This is a genomic window from Polynucleobacter sp. VK25 (genome assembly GCF_018687355.1).
Taxonomy (GTDB): Bacteria; Pseudomonadota; Gammaproteobacteria; order Burkholderiales; family Burkholderiaceae; genus Polynucleobacter.
Genome location: NZ_CP061288.1, coordinates 1,595,112 through 1,620,366 on the forward strand (window position 1 = coordinate 1,595,112; position 25,255 = coordinate 1,620,366).

Genomic DNA, 25,255 nt, shown 5'->3' on the forward strand with positions numbered 1-25,255 from the left:
AGCTGAGCTCTAAGCGCAATTCAAAGTTTACAGGGATATGACGAATTAATCGGCCCCCTTCAAACCTAGGCCTTTAATTATGTCGCCCCACTTTTTAATATCAGCAATAAAGAGCGGGGTAAATTTTTGCCTACCAAGCGGTTTTACATCAATCCCATCCATGGTAAATTTTTTAGAAATTTCTGGAGATGTTGATGACTCAACAATAATCGCACTTAACCTATCAAGATCGGCCTCTGGGGTTCCAGCGGGAGCCAAGAATCCATACCACGGCTCATAATAAAAATTTTTAATGCCAGCCTCTTGAATAGTTGGCACATCCGATAAAACAGGGGATCGCCTTTGACCGGATGTGCCCAGCGCCCTTACTGTTCCACCCTGAATAAAAGGCAAAGCTGCAGGAATGGTTGTTAGGACAGCCTGAATTTGCCCTCCTGCTACATCAGCTACTGCTTGCGGCATTCCTTTATAAGGAATATGCGTCAGTTTTATACCCGCGGCAGACTGAAATAGCTCCATTGCCAAGTGCCCATTACTACCTATGCCGGCAGAGCCATAATTTAGTTTCCCAGGGTTTGCTTTCGCAAATTCAACGAACTCTTGAAGATTTTTAAATTTCGAGCCTGCTGGAATCACTAGCACATTGGGGGTAACGCCAACTGTTGCAATTGGTGCGAAATCTTTCTGTATATTAAAAGCTAAGTTATCAGATAGCGCAGAGCTATACACAACTCCCTGATGATGAGCTAACAATGTCAATCCATTGGGCTTGGACTGCGCCACAAGGGTAGTCGCTATATTTCCACCGGCACCTAGCTTATTGTCCACCAAGACGGGCATGCCTATTTTTTGGGATATCTGAGCGGCCATTATTCGTGCCACTATATCAACAGAGCCACCCGCGGAAAACGGCACATAAATGGTGATCTGCTTTGGTTGCGCAAAAACATTAGCGCTCAAAATTAGTAGTAAGAAAAAATAAGAGTAAAAAATTCGTTTCACAGGCTCATCCTAAAAAGAATTTGAAGCAGTTAATTTGTAGGCCAAAAACGGGAGAATGCCGCCACTCTGAAAGTAAGCAAGCTCCTCAAGCCTGAGCGCGCTTATAAAATGACATTCGAATATTTCACCATTAACCCTCTCGATTGAAGCTTTGACCAACTCACCGGTTAATGGAGGCGTATCACCCATAGAAATGGTAATCGTTTCAGAGCCATCCAAATTCAGAGACTTACGCGATTCACCCTGCTTGAAAAGTAATGGCATAACGCCAAAAGCAGCTAGGTTAGACCGATGAATACGCTCATAACTCTCAGCAATCACTGCGGCAACACCTAGCAATCTTGTGCTTCGAGCCGCATCATCTCGGGATGACCCTGTGCCGTAATTTTTACCTGCAATAATAATCAGTGGGGTGCCACATTGTTGATAATCGACAGAAGCCTTTAAGATTTCTGTTATTTCCCCGCCAGGAAAGACCTTTGTAAACCCACCCTTCTTTTCAGGGGCTAACTCATTCAATAAATTTGGATTTGTAAAAGCACCCCTAAGCATCACATCCCAATGGCCCCTTCTAGCTCCAAAGGTATGGAGTCGCTCCAAAGAAACGCCCAATTTTTGCAAATATTGCCCAGCAACACTGCTTGGCTGGATTCTTCCAGCAGGAGAAATATCATCAGTCGTAACTCCATCCCCGAGTAACAATAAAATTCGCGCCTTTTCAATTAGCATTTTTGGCGAAGATGATGCTGAACCTTTAGCAAAAAATGGGGGCTGCTTAACAAAGCCAGAAATATCACCCCAATCATAAATCTTAGAGTTAGAAATCTTCAACGCTTCCCATAAGTCTGATCCGTTTTTTAAAGCGACCCTTCTAGAATTAAATAATTCCGGTTTCAGGCACTTTGATAAGACCTCATTAATCTCTTGATTGCTTGGCCAAACATCAGCCAAGAAGATCTCGGATCCACCAATCTTAGTTATTGGCTCATTTTTCAAATCAGTTGTAATCTTGCCAGCTAAGGCATAGGCAATAACAAGCGGAGGTGAGGCTAAATAATTGAACTGTAATTGCTGTTGAACACGACCACTAAAATTACGATTGCCCGATAGCACTGCACAACCAACCAAGCCATCACTCTCAATAGCATCTTGAGCTGCCGGTAAAAGTGGACCTGAATTTCCGATACAGGCAGTACAGCCAAAGCCACATAACTGGAAACCAAGCTGATCTAGGAAATTTTGCAGGCCACTTCGCTCAAGATACTCACCCACAACAAGGCTTCCAGGCGCGAAGAGCGTCTTAACCCAAGGTGGAACAGTTAAGCCAAGAAGAACAGCTTTTTTTGCCAATAGCCCAGCGGCAATCATTAGATGTGGATTCGATGTATTTGTACAACTAGTAATTGCGGCAAGCAATACAGCCCCGTTTGGGATGCCCGACTTATTTGGATCGGAATTCAAAACATCATGATTAGGAAATGAACTTGGAACTTCAGATAATGATCTCTTTTCTTCAGGCTTTTTGGGGCCAGAAATGCGAGGCTCAACCTCAGAAAGATTAAATTCAATCACTTGAGAGTATTTAGGTTCGACATTACCGTCACACCACAAAGAGGCTGCTTGAGCATATTGCTTAAAAAGACCTTCTTGATCCCGGCCCGTTCCCAATAAATACTCAAGTGTCCGCTCATCCCATGGGAAAAAAGCGCAAGTAGCGCCGTATTCTGGAGCCATATTTGCTATGGTTGCACGGTCAGGTATCGGAAGACTTGCAGCTCCAGGTCCAAAAAATTCTACGAATTTATTTACCACTCCAACTGACCTCAACAATGAAGTAACAGTAAGGACACAGTCTGTGGCTGTTACACCAGCCCCTAATTGCCCAGATAATCGAACACCAATCACCTCTGGCATAGGAATATTCAATGACTCCCCTAGAGATGCCCCTAAGGCCTCAATCCCGCCGACCCCCCAGCCGAGTACACCCAAAGAATTGATTGTTGTTGTATGGCTATCTGCACCTATAACCAATTCAGGGAAAAGGTTGATAACCTCATCACCTTGCTCCAATACATATGCAGTCGCCAAAGACTCTAAATTAACCTGATGACAAATCCCCGAGTCAGGCGGAATAATTCTTAAATTTTTAAAAGCATGAGATACCCATTTTAAAAATGAAAATCTCTCAATATTTTGCTCATACTGTTGTCTTGAATTCTCAGTCGCAGCTAAAGAGTTTCCTGAGCTATTGACAACAATGGAGTGGTCGACCACGAGATCTACTGGAATTTTCGGATTAACTGTCTCGGGATCAACGCCCTTATTGATTGCAGCTTGGCGCAACGCACAAAGATCCACCAAGACCGGTATGCCCGTGTAGTCTTGCATCAAAACACGAGTGGCATAAATATTTATTGAGGAGCTTTGTTTACTAGCTTCCTGCCAATTAGCAAATAGATCAATAGTAGATCTTAACTCTTGCTCGCTTTTGCAGTGGCGAAGATTACTTTCTAAAACAACCCTAAGACAAAATGGCAATTGAGAAATATCCATTTTTGCATTGAGTCCCCCTAACTTCTCCAAGGCAATAAGTCGATTTTTATTTACTTCTCCAGTAATACCGACCAAAAAATTTTCGCTAAGCATTGGATGCATGCAAGAGTACCCCTGAAGAAATGAAATTTAAATTTGAGTATAAGACCGAGATTCGTCCTTCGCCTAATCTTAACTTAAGCCGAATTTTTATTGTATGCACCCTAAATATTGATCGCTCTTTTAACTAAAACTTACAAAAGTTAATTTGTCAAACAAATTACCAACCCGAAGGTTAGCCATTTCATCCCTGGTGGGCCACTAGCACTTGAAGCTGAGGTCAAAGGGTCATGAGTTCAGAAACCCAAAGAAAACTACAATAATTTCAAGGGCTTACGTCGCCTGTTTATCAGTGTGTGAGCATTTGCGTACTGAATTGAGCAAAAAAGAGGGAGCATAACTTCGCTGGCAAGATTTTGATGTATCTTAAGGTCAGCATCTGTCTTAATGGAGCATTCAATAAAACTTGAATGATATTTGAGAACACCTATGGGGGAAACATGGATCGTAAAATCTTCTGGAAGATTGCACTCTTACTTAGCACAGTATCGTTATCTGCCTTTGCTCAATCAAACTTCCCCGACAAACCAATTAAAACTATCTCTGCTTACGCAGCTGGTGGTGGTCCAGATGTTCAATTGCGACAAGTATCTCCATATTTAGGGGAGGCATTAAAACAAACAATTATTGTTGAAAATAAGGTTGGTGCTGGGGGCGTACTTGCAACTCAATTTGTTGCCCAGTCGGCCCCTGATGGATATACAGTTCTTCTTGGATCAAATATTCAATTAGTACAGAAAATTATGAAGCCAGATCTTTCCATTAATCCGTTGCAAGATTTTGCGCCCGTCAGCAACATGTACTCCTCACCAACCGTGATGGTAGTTGCCCATGATTCCCCTTACAAAAAAGTAGAGGACGTCATTAATGCTGCAAAAGCAAATCCAGGAGTGATGAATTACAGCTCAGGAGGCATTGGAACTTCGGCTCATATTGCAGGAGCTACTTTTGTATCGCTCAATAATTTAAAAGTTTCACATATCCCTTTAAAAGGATCCGTTGAAATTGCAGCATCACTACTACGTGGTGACACCCAATTTGCATTCCCAATTGCCGGAACAGGGGTTCCTTTAGTAAAGGGGGGCAAATTTCGCGCTCTAGCCGTCACGAGCAAAAATCGATTAGCTCAGTTTCCAGAAGTGCCCACTCTAAATGAAATCATGAAAAACGAACTCACTATTCAAGAGTCATGGTTTGGTATTTGGGCTCCAATCAAAACACCTCAAGATAGAATTAATATTCTTTTCCAAGGCATTACCAAAGCACTATCAAACCCAGCCTTAAAAACTGCATATGAAGACGCAGGCAATATTGTTACTCCTAGTCAGAGCCCCCAGGCCTTTGCTGCCTACATGGCCACTGAAAATAAAAAATGGGCTGAGATCATTCGTCTAACTGGTATTAGCGGAGAATAAATACAGTCATGACAGCATCATTAAAGGGTATTCGAGTTATTGATATATCCCATGTCATAGCGGGTCCATTAACCTCCTATTACCTAGCGCAGTTAGGGGCGGAAGTCATCAAAGTAGAAAAGCCAGGATCTGGCGATGTCATGAGGGCCAATAAAGAATCTACGCCCACAGATACTCCTACAGCCTTTTCAAGTCTTAATGCTGGAAAGAAATCATTAGCTGTTGACATACGAACTGCTGAGGGCGCAGATGCTATTCGCAGTCTTGCAAAAGATTCCAACATATTCATTGAAAATTTTCGCCCTGGGGTGGTAAAAAAGTATGGGCTAGACTATGAGTCTATTAAAAAAATTAACCCTCAAATAGTATATTGTTCCATTTCGGGATATGGACAACAGGGAAGCTGGGCTAACAGAGGTGGGTATGATCAAGTTATTCAGGCGCTGAGTGGCATGATGATGATGTCTGGCCCCGAGCACGACTCAAGCCCGACAAAAGTAGGATTTCCAGTAGTTGATGTTGCAGTCGGAATGTTGGGGGCTCTCTCAATTACATCCGCCATCTATCGACAAGAAAAATATGGTGTGGGTCAATACATTGAAACGTCTCTTATTCAGGCGGCTCTGATGTTAATGTATCCATTTACTACCGACTATTTGACCGATAAAAAAATAGCCAAACGACTTGGAAACAAAGGCTATAGTGGCAGCCCTGCTTCGGATACTTTTCAGTGTATTGATGGCTGGATATCAACAGCTGCGAATACTCCAACGCAATTTAAAAAAATGATGCATCTTCTTAATTTAGATGAAATTTGCACTGACCCAGATCTCCTAGATCTCGATGCATTTAATGCGATTAACGAGGGTTTTGTTATAGCAAGACAGCCCGATCTTGTTAGGCAAAAAATTCAAAAGGTATTTGAGAAAACTTCTGCTGTTGAGCTAGAGATTCAACTGAATGAGGCGGGCGTTCCTGCAGCCAAGGTTCGAACTCTTCCCGAGTTCCTGGATGAGCTTTTAGAAGAGAAAAATATTATGACCTCTTTTATGAGCTTTAAGCAGGCTAATAAAACCATACGAACGGCTGGACTAGGATTCACTCTCGATAACGGCATCCAATTAGTAACTAATATCACCCCAACGCTGGGGCAGCATACCCATGAGTTACTAAAAAGCATTGGCATCAGCGAGGATCAAATAGCCAAAATGCTGGCTGCAAATGTTCTTAAATAACGCCTCAAAAAACTAAACCCCCACTTTTTTGGTGAGGGTTTAGTTTTTTGGCATGCCACCGGGAGTTGAGCCCATGTTTTGTATTTAAGGATTACATCCAATAATATTAATAACTAAATGGCGCCACAAATGGCCTACCAAAAGGACGTCCAGCACGTATTGTTTGCACAGGAACGAGGCTATACATACCAGGCCGTTTATTGCCACGTGTATCCAACCATTCAACGGGCTTCTCAACTAAGTCTAATATCGAAATATCTGCAATAGCATTTTTCTTTAGGGTTCCCAGCAAAGGATCTCTGTTAATAATAGTGCCAGGCCTATTGGTTGTCATTGCGACAACTTGATTAAGACTAAAACCTAAAGTCAGAAACTTACTCATGACATTTGGCAGAAATGGAATACTTGGGGAGTTACCGCTATACGCGTGTAAATCACTAGAGATAGTGTCTGGAATCAGTCCTTGCTGAATTGCAGGCTCTGCGATTGTGAAATCAAAGCTTCCGCCACCATGTCCAACATCAATAATGACTCCGCGTTTCTTAGCCTCTAATGCTGCGGCAATCAATTTCCCATTTTGAACCGTATTATTTCCTGCACCACTATATGCATGCGTCAGGATATCTCCAGGCCTGAGTAAGTCTAATAAGACTCCAAGATCACCAGGGGCATTGCCGATGTGACACATTACACGCGCGCCTTTTACTCCCGAACGCTCTGCAGCTAATCTTGCCCTTCGCAAAGGTTCCAATCCATTCTCCCCAACGACTTCAAGTGTCTCCCTGACCTTTACTCCGAGAACTAAATCAGGATTTTCATTGACCACTCGCGCTGCTAAATCGATATTTGCATAATCAATATTTTTCATTTCGCCAACTGGGTAACCAGCCAGTCCAATCGAGGATATGTGTACAAATGCGAACATACGGCTTCTTGCTTGCGCTTGTATGTAATGCTTAAAAGCAGAAAAGTTATTTCCACCAGCATCGCCAGCGCTTACATAGGTGGTTGTGGCAGTGAATGGCACCAGCTCATCAGCAGGCAAACCAATAGCAGAAGCTTGAGGATAGGTGTGTGCATGTAAATCAATCAATCCCGGTGTAATGATTTTTCCGCTGGCATTAATTTGCTGGGCAGCCTTATCTCTAGGCAGGTCTCTTTGCAAATCAACAATACGTCCATTACGAATTCCAATATCCATAATTGCGTCTAGGTTTTGCGATGGATCTATCACCCTTGCACCAGTCACCAATAAATCATATCCACCCGGGGCCGATAGCCCTTGTTGGGCCAAACTTGATCCAATCCCACCAATAATCGGGAGTGATGTTGCGTAAAGAGAATATTGCAATAACTTGCGTCTTTTATGATCCATGGCTGTCTCCTGTAAACACTAATATAGTTATAGACAATCTTTAATAGATTGATTATTCATAGTGTATACAAGAATGCGGGCCAATAATAATTAAGCTCAAAAAATACTGGCCTATGGTTAGTATCTTCATTTCTGGCGGGGCTAACAGGACTTGAACCTTAAACCAAAGGATGATCAGGTCCAAATTAGCTGTATATTTAGGCCATCAATCACATAGGAAAATTATGGCGAACAGCATTCTGGTTGTTGGGGAATATGGAAAAATATTTCTGACTCCACTGATTCAGGCCCTTGGAAAATCCTGGGCCGTCCAACACTGCATTATTGAGCAGCCTAAGTCCGAATTGCTAGAGCTTGTCTCCAAGGCTGACATTCTGGTTGTATCGGCTGAGCTAGCTTATTCAAAAGATCCAAAACTTGTAGAAGACCTCATTAAAGCAGGCAAGCAACTTCAACTAATCCAAGTGCCTTTTTCTGGAATGGACTGGCTTCAAGAGGAATGGTTACCGACTGGCTGCATCGTTTGCAATACGAATCAGCACTCTGAACCTATCGCTGAATACGTCATGCTAGGCATACTAGAGTTTGCTATTAGCATGCGCCACATGGACCGAGAACTCCGCCAAGGGAAATGGACTTATGGCGGATCCATCGTGCGAGGGTTAAAACACAGCGAGGTTCAACATAAAACTATTGGTTTCATTGGCTTTGGTCATATAGCCAAGAGAGTCACCCAACTTGCCACCCCCTTTGGAATGGATTTTGTAGCTATTAGTCGAAATCCAAAAGTGGATGCCAAACTTAAATGGTGGAAAGACAGCTCACATCTAGATGAGCTATTGGCTGAAAGTGATTACGTTCTGATTACTGCGCCACTCAGCGAAAGTACCAGGGATTTAATTAATGAATCTTCACTTAAGAAAATGAAGTCGACTGGCGTCATTATTAATGTAGCCAGAGGTCCAATAATTAACGAGGTAGCAATCTATCAAGCTCTCAAAAACCGTGAGATTGGAGGAGCGCTTCTGGATGTTTGGTATCAATATGCAAGCACTGATAATTTAGAAATGCGACCTTCAGCGCTTCCATTCCATGAGCTAGACAATGTGATCATGACCCCACATACAGCCAGTTGGACCGATCAACTAGATAAAAGACGAATCGAGTCAGTTGTGAAAAATATACAAAACTTCATCAATCAAAAACCTTTGGATGAAGTTGTTTATAAATAACTTCATTAAACTGATCAATTAATTTTTATACGTTGGGTCAAGCTTTTCTACAATACGAAGCATTGAGGGCCACTCCATTTCCCCAAAGGGTCTTCTGACATGAGGCTGATATAGGTGATGGGTCTTCTGAATCACATCATCAGGCGGCATCGTTAATTTCACACCAGAAGATAATGCATCTACCTGAGCCTTGCATGCCATTTCCAACCAATACAATGTATTAAAAGCCTGAGCCACGCTTGGACCTACTGCAAGCAGGCCATGATTTCTTAAAATCATCGCAGTCTCATTACCCAAATCCGCAACTAAACGTGATTGCTCATCCAAGTCAATTGCAACGCTTTCGTACGCGTGATAACTAATGCCATGAAATCTCATGGCGGTTTGTGTAATTGGTAATAGACCGCATTCCATCGCAGAAACAGCCATACCAGCACGCGTATGAGTATGAATCACACAGCCAACATCCTCCCTGGCCCGATGTACCGCACTATGAATAACGTACCCAGCCTGATTAATTCCAAAATCTGGGTTGGGGTTATAGACAATCTCACCATCCAGATTAATGGTGATGAGATTAGAAGCTGTTACTTCGTTATACATTAAGCCATAAGGATTAATTAGGATGAGCTCATCCTTGGCTTCAGGAACTCTGGCGGTAATATGGTTGTAAATCAAATCACTCATTCCGAAATGGGCAACTAGCCTATAACAGGCTGCCAAATCAATGCGAGCTTGGCGCTCTGCAGCGCTTACAACATAATTGGTTTTATCCATTAGCTTTTTATTCCATTGGCTTAATGTTGAAATCACGAATCAACTTGCCGGTATTCTCGTAATCATTTTTTAAGAACACTATAAATTCACCTGAAGAGGAGGAGGCGCGAACCTCAGCCCCAACCTTTGCCAACTTTGCACGTGTTTCTGGCTCTTGTAATATCAGATTAATTTCATTAAATAAGGTTTTCTGAATAGCTGGAGGTAACCCAAGTGGCCCAAAAAATCCCAGCCAAGCTCCAATTTCAAAACCAGGAAAACCTTGCTCAACTACAGTCGGGATTTCTGGCGCAAGCTCAGTTCTCTTTAGTGTAGCAACTGCCAAAGGCTTTAACTTCCCTGCGCGCACCATAGCAATACTTGACGATAACGTATCAAAAGTGACTGGTAATTGCCCGCCAATCACATCTGCCTGAGCCTGACTGCTACCCTTGTATGGAATCTGGGTCATTTCTATATTGGCACGCTTAGCCAACACCGACATCACTAAGTTGCTGGTCGCGCCATTACCAGTAGATCCATAGCTAATTGGGGTTGGGCTCTTTTGTGCATTTGCAAGAAATTGTTGCAAAGTATTGGCTGGGTCGTTGGTATTGACCACCATTAAATAGGGTAGAAATACAAGCATTCCAATTGGCGTGAAATCCGTCAATGGGTTGTAACTAAGTCCTTTATAAATATGTGGATTAATAGACATCGGTGCAGAGGCACTCACCAACAAGGTATATCCATCAGGCTTAGCTTTAGCAGCAATTCCAGCTCCGATACTCCCTGCGACACCAACTTTGTTGTCCACTAAAAATTGCTGTCCCATTCTCTGAGAAAGTCGATCAGCCATAATGCGCGTGACTGTATCTGTTCCTGTGCCTGGAGGGAAGCCTATGATGATAGTTACTGGCCTATCCGGATAAGCTGCCAGTGCAACTAAAGGACTTCCCAATAAGACAAGTAATCCCAGCACTCTGATAAAGAATTGATGCTTCACTAAGCCCCCATTATTTTTTAAAGTTTATAAGTAGTGATCAATGCGATATTAGTATAAATAATTACCAGAGGTATTTTTTTATGGGCCTCATCAATGCATATATCTTTTTAAGCAAGATTTATTAGGGTTTACGACAGCTACTAGCCCAATTAAAAAACCCTCACCAATTCTGATGAGGGTTTGCTTTTCTGGGCGGTCCACCAGAACTTGAGTCTGGGACCAATGGATTTCAGTTTATGTAGTTTTCATTACATCCTGGACTATGCCCTCACTCTTACAAAGATTGGGGATTATGATGGCTCGTCATTGTTATTAATCGATCTTAATATTTTTATCTTGTATTAGCTTTGACCATTTCTGTTGATCAGCCTTAATTAGCTCTGCAAACTCTTCTGATGTCCCGCCAGATGGCTCTATTCCACGATCTAACATTTCCTTGCGTACCTGGGGAGTTTTTAAAACTCTATCTATATCAGCGCTGATCTTTGAAACAATATTACTTGGAGTCTTTGATGGCGCAAAAATACCAAACCAACCAACTGCGCTATACCCAGGTATGCCAGACTCAGAGATGGTTGGCAACCCTGGAACAGATTGCGATCTTTTGGGGCTGGTAACGGCTAGAGCCTTTAAATTTCCCGCCTGAATTTGTGGCATTACTGTTTGAGCAGGGGAAAACATTACATTGATATGTCCACCCAATAAATCAGACAGGGCTGGACCTGAGCCCTTATAGGGAACATGGAGCATCTCCACGCCGGCCATCGATTTAAATAATTCCCCTGATAAATGCGATACAGATCCTGAACCAGAGGAACCAAAACGAATTAACTGGGGATTTGATTTTGCGGCTGCGATTAGTTGCTGCACCGTATTCACTTTTAAAGATGGGCTTACAGTTAATACATAAGGAGATGCGGATACCAAACTGACTGGTACTAATTGATTGACGAATTGATCCGGCAATGCTGGAGTCGCAATTAACCAGGTATAACCATCAGCAGGTGATCGAATCACTGCATCCGCTCCAACAGCTCCAGAGGCACCTGGTCGATTTTCAATGACGATGGATTGCTTCCAAATCTCAGTTAGAGGCGGAACAATAATACGCATGAGGGTATCTGTCCCTCCGCCTGGAGGATAAGGAACAACTAAACGAATGCTTTTAGAGGGGAAATTATCTGCTTGTGCAATCGCCAAACTTGTACCAACAAGATATACGCACAAGCAAATTAAATATTTCTGTAGATTCGCTTTTAAGAACATTCATCACCCCTAAATCTATTAACAAAGCTTTAGCTAGAAAGTTGTTTTTAATAAGTTTTTAATATACAGTAAAAAAATAATAGCAATAATTCGGAGACGCAAAATGACAGTAAATTCGATGACACGACCTATTGATATGGTCGGGTCAGTGATTGATGTGGTTGATTCAAATCACGACATCCTCGGAGAGTCAATTATCTGGGATAAAGATAAAGGCCTCCTGTGGTGGGTAGATGGAATCGGAATGTTCATCTATCGTCTTGATCCAAGTACAGGTCAAAAACAAAGCTGGAAATTGGATGAAGAGATTGGCTCGATTGGACTAAGGCAAAAAGGCGGCCTTGTGGTGGGTATGAGATCAGGCTTATATTTTTTCAATCCTGACAACGGACAACTCAGCGAGATTACTAAACCAGACTCTGATCGAACAGGCAACCGATTCAACGACGGCAAAGTAGATCGCCATGGACGTTTTTGGACCGGTACTGTTCAAGCAAGCGCCTACACACCACGCGGCAGACTCTGGAGGCTAGACGCTGACTTAAAGGCAAACCTCATTATGGAGGGTATTACCTGCATCAATGGAATTAGCTTTAGTCCAGATAATCGCTTGATGTACTTTACTGACTCATTCAGCTGTCGCATTGAGGTTTTTGATTATGACTCTACTGATGGCGCTATTTATAACAGACGTCATTTCGCAGATGTACCCCTAGGTAGGGGAATTTGTGACGGCTCAACGGTAGATGCTGATGGATGTTTTTGGAGCGCTAATATGGATGGTTGGTGCGTAACTCGCTATGACCCGCGCGGGCGTATTGATACCGTCATTAATCTACCCACTAGAAGGGTTTCAAGCCTGTGTTTCGGCGGACCGAATTTGGATACGCTCTTTATCACTACAGCACGCCGAAGAATGCAAGATAAAGAATTAGCTCAACAACCTTTAGCAGGATGTGTATTAGCAGTGAATCCTGGTATTCAAGGATTGCCCGAACCTGAATTTCTCGGCTAGACCCACTAAAACCCAATCTTTTATGCAGGGGAAATGATGAAAAAAATTCTTGTGATTATTGTTTGGCATTTAATTTCCCTGAACTACGCTACTGCCCAAACATTTCCAGATAAGCCAGTAAAAATAGTAGTGCCCTATACCCCAGGGGGAGCAACTGATACTTTAGCCAGAAGCATTGCAAATCAGTTAAGCACGAAATGGAATAAGCCTGTGCTTGTTGATAACCGCGGTGGTGCTTCAGGAATGATTGGCGCTGAGTTTGTAGCAAAAGCACCGCCAGATGGATATACGCTCATGATCTCAGACAGTGCGCCATACGTTATCCTGCCGAACTTTTATCCTAACTTGAATTACGCCCCGCTAAAAGACTTTGCCCCTATCACTGTAATTGCTCGTCAAGCTCCTATTATTGTTATATCCAATAAAATTCCAGCAAACAATATTAAAGAGCTGATTGCCTATTTAAAGTCCCATCCGGATACTCCATATGCCTCTTTGGGTAATGGATCTTATCCTCATGTAGCAATGGAAGAATTTCAAAGTCAAACTGGCACAAAGCTGCTGCATGTTCCTTACAAAGGAACTGCGCAAATCATTACCGACATGATTGGGGGTCAGGTAGATCTTTATGTGGGAACTCTTGGCGCATTTGAGCAACATGAGAAAAGTGGCAAAGTGAAAATACTTGCAACTGCTACAGAAAAGCGTTTGCCATTTAGACCAGAGCTGGTAACCGTATCAGAATCAGGTATTCCCGGGTTTTCAGTTAGTGTTTGGTTTGGAATGGTTGCAACTGCAGGAACACCAACCCCAGTGCTCAATAGAATTTATCAGGACGTAGCTGAAATCCTAAAAAATAATACATTTATTAGTGAAGTGTTAACACCTCAAGCTTTAATACCAGGCGGCGACTCAAGAGCTGAGTTTAGTGCGCTAATGAAAGCAGATACAGCGCGATGGGGCGAAATCATCAAATCAACTGGAATTAAGCCATAACCACCAATAGAAAGACAGAAAGAAACCATGACTAAATTAAGTGAGTACGCTGATAAATATCAAACCATCAAAATGAAGCGTAAGGATGGAATTATTGAGGTTAAATTACATACAAATGATGGCCCCCTGCATTGGAGTCTATTGCCTCATGGAGAACTTGAAAAAGCTTTTTATGAAATTGGTCATGATCCAGAAAACGAGGTAATGATCCTTACTGGTTCGGGCGATGCTTTTAGCGGTCCTCCCTGCCCACCAAATGGCCACAACCATGTCAGCCATCCAGTCACCGCAATGGAGTGGGACAAAATATATTGGGAGGGAAAGCATCTACTAATGAATCTTTTGAATATAGAGATCCCGATTATCGGAGCCATTAATGGTCCAGCGTTGCGTCATTCAGAAATTCCACTGCTCTCCGATATTGTGATTGCTAGCGATAACACCACGATTCAAGATTCTGCGCATTTTGCCGGCGGATTAGTTCCTGGTGATGGCGTACATATTGTTTTTCCGCATCTAATGGGGGCTAATCGCGGTAGATATTTTCTTCTAACTGGTCAAACTCTTAATGCGCAAGAAGCAAAAGATGTTGGCTTAATTAGCGAAATATTACCAGCAGATAAATTAATGGATCGAGCTTATGAACATGCCCACTTTTTAATGCAACGCTCTCCCCTACTTAGAAGATATGCAAGAACGCTTCTAACTCAAGAACTCAAACAAAAAATGCACAACCTACTTGGTTACGGATTAGCGCTTGAAGGACTAGCAGCCTCCCATAAATCGATCTAAATAAGAACTCCTTAGAAATAATAAAAATGCCAACCCGAAGGTTGGCATTTTTATTGCTGGCGGATCCAAAGGATTGTGAGTGCCCTGCTCTAACCAACTGAGCTATGGGCCGGCCGCCAGCCAAGTTAAAAGTTGCCTGCGTTGTTCATCCCGGTCTTAACTATTACTCACGTCTCCTTCATTTTTATCTTTTTAAGCCAGATGAATTCCAAGCACTTTATTGCATTACTTCAAAGCCTCTAAGACTGCTTTTGCCATTGAGGCAGTATTGCCTTTGCCATTAATATCACCGGTTCTAGCATTCGGATTTTTTAGGGCTATTGTGGTTGCCTCTGACATTGATCTTGCCATCGCCACAGCCTCAGGGATATTTCTACTATGTCCGAGCCAATCGAACATCATGCGGGTTGATTCAATCATAGAGTATGGGTTAGCAATACCCTTACCAGCAATATCTGGGGCCGATCCATGAGTAGCTTGCGCCATGACTACATCGCCATCGCCAATACACAACCCAGGAGCCATTCCTAAACCCCCAACAAGGCCAGCAGCCTCATCTGACAAGATATCGCCAAACATATTCGTAGTAACAATCACGTCAAAGTTTTGCGGGTCACGTACTAAGCGCATTGCCATCGTGTCAACAATTACATCATCAACCAGCACATCCGGATATTCGGGTGCTAATTTTTTGCATTCCTCAACAAACATCCCGCAACCCAACTTAAAGACGGTATCTTTATGTACATAAGTTAAATGCTTCTTGCGTTGACGCGCTAACTCATATGCTGCTTGCGCTACTCGACGACTCCCCGTTCTTGTAATCACACGCATGGACAGCGTCATTTCATCGCTAGGACGAAACTCTGCATTTCCAACTAGCATATTCCGGTCTGGCTGAAAGCCCTCATTGTTTTCACGAACAATAATCAAATCAATATCATCACGAAGACAGCCTATATCTGGATACGAGCGTGTTGGCCTTACGTTTGCAAATAAATTAAATTGCTTACGCAAAATAGGATGGGGATTAATTGCATTCGCTTGCTTTGGATAAGCGCGATGTCCAATGGGACCCAAGATCCAGCCATCTAAAGTATGCAATGTTTCTAAAGTTTCTGGTGGCAGAGTATGGCCATGGGTATCAAGTGCACGACGCCCGACTGGTAATGGTACCCACTCAATATCAACCTGGTGAATCTTCGCTGCTGCTTTAGCAACCTCTACCGCAACTGGCACAATCTCGTGACCAATATCATCACCCTCCAGAATTCCTACACGTAATTTTTTTTTCATACCCTAATCTTCCAGTTGTATATTTCTTGCTTTGGCTAATGCAGTCCACCGCTTCACTTCATTCTTAATAAATTGGCTAAATTGTTCAGGAGACATTGGCATTGGTTCAACTGCTTCAATCGATAATTTCTCACGCATCTCAGGTAGCTTCAGTGTAGCAACCTGAGTTTCATTTAAACGTTTAACGATATCTACAGGAATTCCTGCGGGACCAACGGTGCCATACCACTGCATAGCATCAAAGCCCTTAAAACCCAACTCCTCCATCGTCGGCACATCTTTCAATACAGGGCTACGTTTAGGTCCAGTCACTGCCAATGCACGCATCCTACCAGACTGAATATACTGAAGTGCAGCCGCTAAACCAGGAAACATAGTTTGAGTCTGCCCCCCAAGTAAATCATTAAATGCAGGAGCGATACCTCGATAAGGGATATGAAGAATGAAGAGGCCAGTTTCTTGTTTAAATAATTCCATTGTCATATGGGTCAGAGACCCCTGACCAGCAGTTCCATAACTTAACTTGCCAGGGTTCTTTCGTGCATAGTCTATAAATTCCTTCATGTTTTTAACGGGAACTTGGCTATTCACAACCAAAACATTCGGGGTAGCGCCAATCATTCCAATTGGCGTGAAGTCTTTAATGGGGTCATAGGGAACTTTTCTGGTTGCTGGATTCGTACCATGCGTAGCGACATACCCCTGCATTAGAGTGTATCCATCTGGCGCGGCCCTCATAGTGGACTGAGAGGCAATCACTCCGCCACCACCACTTTGGTTCTCGACTACAAAAGTTTGTCCAAGAAAACGACCCCAACGCTCAGTAACCACCCGCGCAATCATGTCATTACCACCACCAGCGGCTACCGGGACAATGTAGCGTATTGGTTTTGTGGGGAATGACTGTGCCCATGAAGGCAAAGGAAGCAGCAAAGAGGCTGTGGCCCCAATGAACTGACGTCGATTAGTCATGCGCATCTCCCTTAGGAAAAATTAAGCAATCAGAATAACTGAAATCTCTACAAAAGTTGAGCAACCCTAAAATTGGGTATATTGATTTTCTTATAATTTCACCATAGTAGACAAGTGTTACTTAAAGCAACACTCAAAAGACAAAACCCTCACCATTTCTGATGAGGGTTTGCTTTTCTGGTGGGCCCACCAGGACTTGAACCTGGCACGGTAAAAACCGTTTGCTAAAAAATTAAGGGGTAATAGTTAGCCTTATATAGGCTAAAAAAATCACAATATGCATCATCCCCTGAGAAAAAGTAGCTCTTCCGGTTGAGATAGTCATGATGCTGATAATAAAAGTTAACAACAAAAATACTTGAGATTTTGCATCCAGACCCAGCGTTAACGTGATGCCGGTCAATATTGAAATAAGGGCGGCTACAGGGATTGTTAGTCCGACACTTGCTAAGCCTGACCCTAAAGCCAAATTAAAACTGTTCTGCATCTTATTGTTGGATGCTTGGCGAATGGCCGAAATAGATTCTGGCAAAAGAACAAGGCCGGCAATCATGACGCCAACAAATTCCTTTGGTGCGCCAATTTTATCGACAAAATTCTCGATATAAGGAGCCAATGCTTTAGAAAGCAGAACGACGGCGGTCAATGAAAAAATAATCGCAATGCCACTATAAATTGCTGCCTTTAAGGTAGGCTTCTCATGATTACTTCGCTCCAAGGCGGTGCCAAATATTCTAGGCGGTAAAAAAAGATCTCTATGTTTGATGGTTTGCGCGTAAACATAAACAGCATACAGAACAAAGCAAGCTATTGCGGCTCCGCGCATCTGGTCAGCATTGTAATGCGGGCCAGGCATGGAGGTTGTATACATTGGCAAAACGAAAACCAAAACCGAAGTAGTGATCAACATTCCGAGAGTGATATTTGTTCCGTCGACCTTAAAAATTGTCTCGTTATATTTGAGTGCGCCAATAATTAAACAAACCCCAACCAAACCATTACAAACAATCATGATGGTTGCAAAAATTGAATCTCGAACAATTGCTTCGCTTCCTGGGGATTTGGAAAGCAAAATACTTGAAATTAAGGCGACCTCAATAATTGTTACAGCAAGGGCCAATAAAAGGGAGCCATAGGGCTGACCAACCCTTAATGCAATTACCTCAGCAAAATGCACCGAAACCAAAATACAAACTACCAAAGCGGCTATAAGAATAAGAGGTATTAACATTGTGAATTATTATGCCATTCAAATTACTAATGGGTTAATGCCAACCACTCATATAACAAACAACAAGCAAGGCAATCAACGTTCTTAAGAAAAACTTCAACTGAACTGAAAAGACTAAACCCTCACCATTGCTGATGAGGGTTTTTTCTGGTGGGCCCACCAGGACTTGAACCTGGGACCAAAGGATTATGAGTCCTCTGCTCTAACCAACTGAGCTATGGGCCCGTTAGTCTTGGATCAATCTTCTTCGAGGAAGGTCTTGAGTTTGTCGCTACGGCTTGGATGACGCATCTTGCGCAGAGCCTTGGCTTCAATCTGACGAATACGCTCACGCGTTACGTCAAACTGCTTACCAACTTCCTCAAGGGTGTGGTCTGTGCTCATCTCAACACCGAAACGCATACGCAATACTTTTGCTTCACGTGGTGTCAATGAGTCTAAAACATCTTTCACCACATCACGCATAGAGTCATGCAATGCAGCCTCAGCTGGAGCCAAAGTATTGCCATCCTCAATGAAATCACCTAAATGAGAATCTTCATCGTCACCAATTGGTGTCTCCATGGAGATAGGCTCTTTAGCAATCTTCATAATCTTGCGAATCTTGTCTTCAGGAATCTCCATCTTCAGAGCCAAAGTTGCAGCATCTGGCTCATGACCAGTTTCTTGCAAGATTTGACGGCTGATACGGTTCATCTTATTGATGGTCTCGATCATGTGAACAGGGATACGGATCGTACGCGCCTGGTCAGCGATAGAGCGAGTGATCGCCTGACGAATCCACCATGTTGCATAGGTGGAGAACTTATAGCCACGACGGTATTCAAACTTGTCTACCGCTTTCATCAAACCGATATTGCCTTCTTGAATCAGATCCAAGAATTGCAAACCACGGTTGGTGTATTTCTTAGCAATCGAGATTACCAAACGTAAGTTGGCTACAGTCATCTCGCGTTTTGCTTCGCGGGCACGCTTCTCACCAGCGATCATCTGTTTATTTACTTCTTTTAGCTCTGGAAGTGGAATAACGACATTCTTTTGAATATCAATCAACTTCTGTTGCAATTCTTGAATTGCTGGAACGTTACGCTGCAAGAGTGCGCTGTAAGGCTTGTTCTCTTTGAGCAACTTTTCGGTCCAAGTCAAATTCATAGACATCTTAGGGAAGTCTTTTAATACCTCACCGCGATTAACGCCTACTTTATCTACTAGCAAGCTAACGATACCGCGCTCTAGTTTCCATACTTGATCTACTTGTGAGCGCATGGTGTCGCATAACTTCTCAACACTCTTGGCAGTTAAGCGGAAACCAAGCAGTTCAGCACGAATTGCTTCCTGCGCTTTGAGATATGCGGGACAGTTATAACCATCCTTATCAAACGCACGACGCATCTTGTCGGCTTGGGAACGAACGATTGCAAACTTCTCTAAAGAAATCTGCTTTAGCTCTTCTAATTGCTTAGCGTTAGCCGTTGCAGCTCCGCCACCACCACCGCCGCCTTCATCTTCTTCGCCCTCTTCGCCTTCTTCGGCATCTGGGTCAACTTCAGGCTCTTCAGGCCCAAGCTTAATATCTTCTGCGTTTGGATCAACCAAGCCATCAACAAATTGGTCAATCTCCATCTCGCCACTAGCAATCTTGTCAACGTTACTCAGAATCTCAGCAATCGTTACAGGACATGCAGCCAAAGCCATGACCATATCTTTAAGGCCAGCTTCGATCTTCTTAGCAATCACGATCTCGCCTTCGCGAGTCAGCAAATCTACTGTACCCATCTCACGCATATACATACGCACTGGATCGGTTGTGCGACCAAACTCTGAGTCCACTGTAGAGAGGGCTGCTTCAGCCTTTTCTTCAGCCTCTTCTTCGGAAGCTGCAGCTTCTGTGTTGTCAGACAGGATTAAGGTTTCAGCATCAGGAGCTTGTTCGTAAACAGTAATACCGATGTCATTGAGCAAGCTGATCAAAGTCTCCAATGCATCTGCATCAGATAACTCGTCAGACATTACGTCATTCATCTCGCCATGGGTTAAGTAACCCTTGGACATACCCATCTTGATCAAAGTCTTCAAGCGAGCACGGCGTAACTCTTGTTGCTCTTCAGTACCCAACTGCTGTGCTGCGAATTCTTTTAAGAGCGCCTTCTCTTTAGCCTTACGCTCACGAGCTTTCTGACGATCCGTTAATACTGGTTCAACATTTTCTGCGGGAGCATCCGCCTTCGCCTTGCGGCCACGTTTCTTTTCTTCCTCAACAACGGGAACTTCAACTTCAGCAACCTGGGCTTTTTTACCTTTGGCTTCTTTAGTTTCTTTTGCTTCCTTTACCGCTTTAGCTGGTTCAGCTTTGGGTGCAGGTGCAGCCTTACCTTTTTTTACTGGTTCAACTTTGACTTCTGCTTTTGCAACTTTCACAGGTGCTTTAGCAACTGGCTTAGCAGGTGCTTTTGCCATTACTTTTACCGCTGGTTTTGTAGCAGCCTTTACTGGTTTAGCTGGAGCTTTAGCTGGTGCCTTTGGAGTCGGCTTAGCAGCAGCCTTTACTGGCTTGGCAGGCGCTTTTGCTTTTGGGACTGGTTTTGCTGGAGCCTTAGCTTTGGCTGCTGGTTTTGCAGCAGCTTTCACTGGCTTGGCGGGTGTCTTTGCTTTTGGGGCTGGTTTTGCTGGAGCCTTAGCTTTGGCTGCTGGTTTTGCAGCAGCTTTCACTGGCTTGGCCGGAGCTTTTGCTTTTGGGGCCGGTTTTGCTGCAGCTTTTACTGGTTTCGCAGGAGTTTTTGCTTTTGGAGCTGGTTTTTTGGTCTTGGTATTAGGCATTTATTAGCACTTACTCACATTACTGTTATTGATATCGACTGAAGAAACACAGCCCCGTAGTAACTCATTTACTCACTTACCCCAAATTTCATCAAAATAAAGCGCAAGTGGCTGAATTAAATCGGTTTTTTCTTGGGAACAGAGGATTATAGTCGATTGCGACTTTTTTGCCCCCGCATTACCTAAAAATATGGGGTAATTTCAGGGAATTTCTAGGGGTTTTTCAGAAAATTCTTAGGAGAATTTCAGCTTTTCACCTAATTCCCGGTAACGGGCTTTATCTTGCTCGGAAGCAGTGCTTCCAGCGATCTTTTGAGCAATATCAGTCATTTCTTGCTTGAGATGGGTTAGTTCCAGCTTTTTGAATGCCCCATCAAGGTCAGCAGCTGCGCCCTCCAACTCCAAATCAGAACCCATCACCCGATTTCTCAAAACTTCATATAAAGGAGCCAACTCACTACGAGAGAGTTGGTCCTGAAACATTGCAAAAGCACCGGCGCCTGCGATTGCTGGCTTACTCCCCTCACCGGGAATCAACTCAACCAAATCACACTGTGACAAAAGGTCTTTCATCAAAGCGAGAGCTTTTTCAGATCTCTGCTCTGCTGCTTTTAATGCAAGTGCGCGCTTATTTTCATCCAATGCTTTTCCCAAATGCGGAAACTGAATCATGACTCGCAACATTTGCTCGGCCAAATCGGTTGGCGCTTTAGGTGGTTCAATATTTTGATTGGCAACTCGTTTTGCAGATCCTTTGGATGCTTGCCATGGAGCACCCTGTCGATTGCTTGAGAAATTATTTTGATTGCCTTGGTTGCCTTGGCCAGTTTGAGCTCGTGCCTGCATTGGCTGATAAGTAGTTTGTCTTACTGGTGTTGGCGCTACGGTTAACCCACAAAATGCCTCAAGCTCTGCTGGAGTTGTATTAGTACGAATTGCTAACTCACGCAAGATTTGCGTGCGCAGTGCAATTGGGGGCATTGATAGTAAGAGTGGCTTGGCGGCATGATGGGTATGGGCTCGACCCTCAGGGGTGGTTTGCTCATGGCCTTCACTAACCACTTTAAAGAAGAAGCTAGAAATAGACATCGCTTCTTTAATCACCTTCTCAAAAGCGGGCGCACCATAAGCACGCACATAACTATCTGGGTCATGTTCTGTCGGCAGAAATAAGAAACGAATTTCTTTATCGTCTGACATTAAAGGCAAGCAGGCTTCTAGTGCACGCTGTGCTGCACGTTGACCAGCAGAGTCGCCGTCAAATGAAAACACCACTTTGTCAGTCTGGCGTAAGAGCATGCGCACATGATTCGCTGTACAAGCTGTACCCAAAGTTGCAACGGCATTGGGGAAGCCTAATTGCGCTAAGGCAACGACATCCATATAACCTTCACAAACTAGGACATATTCTTGCGCGCGAATTGCTTGTCTTGCTTCGAATAATCCATACAGCGTATTGCCTTTAGAAAATAATGGCGTCTCAGGGGAATTTAAATACTTTGGCTCGCCCTGATCCAAAATGCGACCACCAAAACCAATCGTTTGACCCTTGGGATTACGAATAGGAAACATGACACGATCACGGAAACGATCGTAGCGTTTAATGGGTTGACCGCCTTCCGCTTGCTCACCCTGAATCAACAAGCCGCCCTCAACCAAGGTCTTGGCTATTTCATCATTGGAGTAGGTTCCAAATACCGCTTCCAGGCCTTGCCAACCATCCGGCGCATAGCCTAAGGCATAACGCTTCGCAATCTCGCCGGTAAGTCCACGGCCTTTTAAATATTCAACCGCTCTAGTGTTGCCTTTAAGTTGCTGGCGATACCAATCGGCCGCGGAACTCATGACCTCGCTCAATGCCATTGCTTGCTGCTGCCTCGCCACATCATTCGCAGTACGCTCTTCACGGGGTACGTCTAAACCTGCAGAACGCGCTAAGTCTTCAATGGCATCTACATAACCAAGCCCCGAGTACTCCATCAAGAAACTAATCGCAGAGCCGTGCGCACCACATCCAAAGCAGTGATAAAACTGTTTAGTAGGCGATACCGAAAATGAAGGGGATTTCTCTGAATGGAAGGGGCACAAACCTTGAAAGTTTGCGCCCGCTTTTTTTAACTTAACGTGCTGCCCAACCACATCAACGATATCAACCCGATTTAAAAGATCGGCAATGAAGGATTGTGGGATGAGTGCCATATGGCCAGTATGAAAGGATTTTGCTTTCTTGGGTAGCTGCTGAAATTACTTATTTCGCCAGTGCGGCTTTTACCAAGCCAGAAACCTTGCCCATATCTGCTTTACCAGCCAATTGACCTTTAAGAACGCCAATGACCTTGCCCATATCCTGCGGGCCTGTAGCACCAGTAGAAGCAACGGCGGCAGCCACTGCAGCCTCTACTTCAGCGTCAGATAACTGCGCAGGCAAATACGTTTGCAAAATGACCATTTCTGCAGCTTCAATTGCAACTAAATCATCGCGATTGGCTTTTTCAAACTGAGAGATAGAATCTTTGCGTTGCTTAATCATTTTCTCAACAGTAGCAATCACGCCAGCATCATCAACCACAATGCGCTCATCCACTTCGCGTTGTTTAATCGCTGCCAACAAAAGACGAATCGTTCCTAGGCGCTCAACTTCTTTAGCGCGCATTGCGTTTTTCATATCTTCGGTAATTTGATCTTTTAGAGTCATGGCTTTATTCCTAGTGTTGAATATATCTAGCTGTATTGAGCAATTCAAAAAGCAAAAACCCGCTGCGTTTCACCGTCAGCGGGTTTCAAAGCTTCTCGGTGAAGAGAGCTTTTAAATTCTATTAGTAAAGCTTCTTAGGCAACATTTGGCTGCGAATACGCTTGTAATGGCGCTTAGCAGCTGCAGCCTTCTTGCGCTTACGCTCAGCCGTTGGCTTCTCGTAGAACTCGCGTGCACGCAAGTCTGTCAAAAGGCCATTTTTTTCAATGGTGCGCTTGAAACGGCGCAATGCCACTTCAAATGGTTCGTTTTCGCGGAGGCGGACTGTAGTCATACTTATTTAACTCGTATATGCTCGATAGATATCGAAAAATTAACTGAATTGCGATTCTAGCACGGCTAAGTAAAAAAATGATTGTTTTAGGAATAGAAACTTCTTGTGACGAGACCGGGGTGGCTTTATACAACACCACGCCTTGGGAAGAGGGTAAACCGGCCTTCCAGGGCATACTGGGCCAGGGCCTGCACTCCCAAATCGCCATGCACCGGGACTATGGGGGCGTTGTCCCGGAATTAGCCTCTCGTGACCATATTCGCCGTGTTTTACCCCTTTTAGACCAGTCTTTAGCCCAATCTGGCCTTCAATTAGCTGATATTGATGCGGTTGCCTTCACCCAAGGCCCGGGACTGGCTGGCGCCCTCCTTGTGGGTAGCGCTTTTGCCAAATCCCTAGCCCAGGGGCTGAACTTACCCTCTATTGGGGTTCATCACCTCGAAGGACACCTACTTTCCCCGCTTTTGGGTCAAACAGCCCCCCAATTTCCATTTATTGCCCTCCTAGTATCGGGAGGGCATACCCAGCTCATGAAAGTCTCCGGCATTGGCCAATATGAGCTCCTTGGTGAAACTTTGGATGACGCCGCAGGAGAAGCGTTTGATAAGACGGCCAAATTACTCGGCCTAGACTACCCCGGTGGCGCAGCGATTTCTAAATTAGCAGAGCAAGGTCGTCCAGGTATTTTTGATTTGCCAAAACCTATGCTGCATTCTGGCGATTTAGATTTTTCTTTCTCAGGCCTAAAGACCGCCGTACTCAATCAAACGAAAAAGTTTACCGAGAAAAATATTCTTGATACGAATGAGGTTGCACAATTTCATGCGGACCTCGCTAGAAGTTTTGTCGATTCGATTGTTGCGGTATTGGTGAGCAAGTCAGAAAAAGCACTCAAGCAAACCGGTTGTAAACACTTGGTACTTGCAGGTGGCGTTGGTGCTAATTTGCAATTACGTGCTGCGCTTAATGACAAAGCGAAACGCAATAGTTTTGAAGTGCATTACCCACCACTAGAACTTTGTACCGACAACGGCGTGATGATTGCTTTTGCTGGAGCATTACGTTTAATTGAAAAAAATAATGGCTCCACAACTTCTGGAGCCTTTGATATCAAACCCCGCTGGGATTTGCAAAGCAATAATCTGAAATAAATGTATTGCTTACCTGC

General features: G+C 43.8%; 20 protein-coding genes and 1 tRNA gene. 7 read left to right on the forward strand and 14 right to left on the reverse strand.

What is annotated here, in order from left to right; translation table 11 throughout:
• Positions 1-45: 45 nt before the first annotated feature.
• Positions 46-1,002 carry a tripartite tricarboxylate transporter substrate binding protein gene (locus tag AOC21_RS08090; RefSeq protein WP_215391493.1) on the reverse strand — a complete coding sequence of 319 codons (957 nt, stop codon included), beginning with the start codon at positions 1,000-1,002 and terminating at the stop codon, positions 46-48.
• A 9-nt stretch (positions 1,003-1,011) separates the two neighbouring features.
• Positions 1,012-3,648 (reverse strand): aconitate hydratase AcnA, encoded by a 2,637-nt coding sequence (gene acnA, locus AOC21_RS08095; RefSeq protein ID WP_215391494.1) that lies wholly within the window; start codon positions 3,646-3,648, stop codon positions 1,012-1,014.
• Between the two features lie 446 nt (positions 3,649-4,094).
• Between acnA and AOC21_RS08100 the strand changes: the two genes are divergently transcribed.
• Both AOC21_RS08100 and AOC21_RS08105 read left to right on the forward strand, forming a co-directional pair.
• On the forward strand, positions 4,095-5,069 hold the full coding sequence (locus AOC21_RS08100; protein WP_215391495.1) for a tripartite tricarboxylate transporter substrate binding protein: 975 nt from the start codon (positions 4,095-4,097) through the stop codon (positions 5,067-5,069).
• Positions 5,070-5,077: 8 nt separating this feature from the next.
• The gene (locus AOC21_RS08105) at positions 5,078-6,304 is read left to right on the forward strand and encodes a CaiB/BaiF CoA-transferase family protein (RefSeq protein ID WP_215391496.1); all 1,227 of its coding nucleotides are present in this window, start codon (positions 5,078-5,080) and stop codon (positions 6,302-6,304) included.
• A gap of 106 nt (positions 6,305-6,410) precedes the next feature.
• Here the strand turns inward: AOC21_RS08105 and AOC21_RS08110 are convergent, their stop codons facing one another.
• Complete coding sequence (locus AOC21_RS08110) at positions 6,411-7,679, reverse strand: amidohydrolase family protein (RefSeq protein WP_215391497.1); 1,269 nt, start codon at positions 7,677-7,679, stop codon at positions 6,411-6,413.
• Positions 7,680-7,903: 224 nt separating this feature from the next.
• On the opposite strand from AOC21_RS08110, the gene AOC21_RS08115 reads away from it, so the two are divergent.
• Positions 7,904-8,911, forward strand: coding sequence for a 2-hydroxyacid dehydrogenase (locus AOC21_RS08115; RefSeq protein ID WP_215391498.1), 1,008 nt, complete (start codon positions 7,904-7,906; stop codon positions 8,909-8,911).
• Positions 8,912-8,929: 18 nt separating this feature from the next.
• Here the strand turns inward: AOC21_RS08115 and AOC21_RS08120 are convergent, their stop codons facing one another.
• From AOC21_RS08120 to AOC21_RS08130, 3 genes are all read right to left on the reverse strand, one after another.
• Positions 8,930-9,688 (reverse strand): class II aldolase/adducin family protein, encoded by a 759-nt coding sequence (locus tag AOC21_RS08120; RefSeq protein ID WP_215391499.1) that lies wholly within the window; start codon positions 9,686-9,688, stop codon positions 8,930-8,932.
• Positions 9,689-9,695: 7 nt separating this feature from the next.
• Positions 9,696-10,673 (reverse strand): tripartite tricarboxylate transporter substrate binding protein, encoded by a 978-nt coding sequence (locus AOC21_RS08125; RefSeq protein WP_215391500.1) that lies wholly within the window; start codon positions 10,671-10,673, stop codon positions 9,696-9,698.
• Between the two features lie 312 nt (positions 10,674-10,985).
• A complete protein-coding gene (locus AOC21_RS08130; protein WP_215391501.1) occupies positions 10,986-11,939 on the reverse strand; it encodes a tripartite tricarboxylate transporter substrate binding protein in 954 nt (317 codons plus the stop codon).
• 103 nt (positions 11,940-12,042) lie between these two features.
• Here AOC21_RS08130 and AOC21_RS08135 point away from each other — a divergent pair, with 103 nt between their 5' ends.
• The 3 genes from AOC21_RS08135 to AOC21_RS08145 are packed head-to-tail and all read left to right on the forward strand — an operon-like array spanning position 12,043 to position 14,742.
• Positions 12,043-12,954: an SMP-30/gluconolactonase/LRE family protein gene (locus tag AOC21_RS08135; protein ID WP_215391502.1), complete on the forward strand. Its 912-nt coding sequence runs from the start codon at positions 12,043-12,045 to the stop codon at positions 12,952-12,954.
• A gap of 36 nt (positions 12,955-12,990) precedes the next feature.
• Complete coding sequence (locus AOC21_RS08140) at positions 12,991-13,950, forward strand: tripartite tricarboxylate transporter substrate binding protein (protein WP_215391503.1); 960 nt, start codon at positions 12,991-12,993, stop codon at positions 13,948-13,950.
• Between the two features lie 27 nt (positions 13,951-13,977).
• Positions 13,978-14,742: an enoyl-CoA hydratase/isomerase family protein gene (locus AOC21_RS08145; RefSeq protein WP_215391504.1), complete on the forward strand. Its 765-nt coding sequence runs from the start codon at positions 13,978-13,980 to the stop codon at positions 14,740-14,742.
• A gap of 225 nt (positions 14,743-14,967) precedes the next feature.
• On the opposite strand, the gene AOC21_RS08150 is transcribed toward AOC21_RS08145, so the two are convergent.
• From AOC21_RS08150 to rpsU, 8 genes are all read right to left on the reverse strand, one after another.
• A complete protein-coding gene (locus AOC21_RS08150; RefSeq protein WP_215391505.1) occupies positions 14,968-16,038 on the reverse strand; it encodes an isocitrate/isopropylmalate dehydrogenase family protein in 1,071 nt (356 codons plus the stop codon).
• A 3-nt stretch (positions 16,039-16,041) separates the two neighbouring features.
• Positions 16,042-17,010, reverse strand: a complete 969-nt coding sequence (locus AOC21_RS08155) for a tripartite tricarboxylate transporter substrate binding protein (RefSeq protein WP_251371489.1) — start codon at positions 17,008-17,010, stop codon at positions 16,042-16,044.
• Positions 17,011-17,242: 232 nt separating this feature from the next.
• The gene (locus tag AOC21_RS08160; protein ID WP_256437818.1) at positions 17,243-18,241 is read right to left on the reverse strand and encodes a calcium:proton antiporter; all 999 of its coding nucleotides are present in this window, start codon (positions 18,239-18,241) and stop codon (positions 17,243-17,245) included.
• A gap of 148 nt (positions 18,242-18,389) precedes the next feature.
• Positions 18,390-18,466: transfer RNA gene (locus AOC21_RS08165), tRNA-Ile, on the reverse strand.
• Between the two features lie 12 nt (positions 18,467-18,478).
• A complete protein-coding gene (rpoD, locus tag AOC21_RS08170; protein WP_215391508.1) occupies positions 18,479-21,058 on the reverse strand; it encodes an RNA polymerase sigma factor RpoD in 2,580 nt (859 codons plus the stop codon).
• A gap of 234 nt (positions 21,059-21,292) precedes the next feature.
• Positions 21,293-23,257 (reverse strand): DNA primase, encoded by a 1,965-nt coding sequence (gene dnaG, locus AOC21_RS08175; RefSeq protein ID WP_215391509.1) that lies wholly within the window; start codon positions 23,255-23,257, stop codon positions 21,293-21,295.
• A gap of 49 nt (positions 23,258-23,306) precedes the next feature.
• Positions 23,307-23,753: a GatB/YqeY domain-containing protein gene (locus tag AOC21_RS08180; protein ID WP_215391510.1), complete on the reverse strand. Its 447-nt coding sequence runs from the start codon at positions 23,751-23,753 to the stop codon at positions 23,307-23,309.
• Between the two features lie 121 nt (positions 23,754-23,874).
• Positions 23,875-24,087: a 30S ribosomal protein S21 gene (rpsU, locus tag AOC21_RS08185; RefSeq protein WP_011903537.1), complete on the reverse strand. Its 213-nt coding sequence runs from the start codon at positions 24,085-24,087 to the stop codon at positions 23,875-23,877.
• A gap of 77 nt (positions 24,088-24,164) precedes the next feature.
• On the opposite strand from rpsU, the gene tsaD reads away from it, so the two are divergent.
• The gene (gene tsaD / locus AOC21_RS08190) at positions 24,165-25,238 is read left to right on the forward strand and encodes a tRNA (adenosine(37)-N6)-threonylcarbamoyltransferase complex transferase subunit TsaD (RefSeq protein ID WP_215391511.1); all 1,074 of its coding nucleotides are present in this window, start codon (positions 24,165-24,167) and stop codon (positions 25,236-25,238) included.
• The last annotated feature ends 17 nt before the right edge of the window (positions 25,239-25,255 follow it).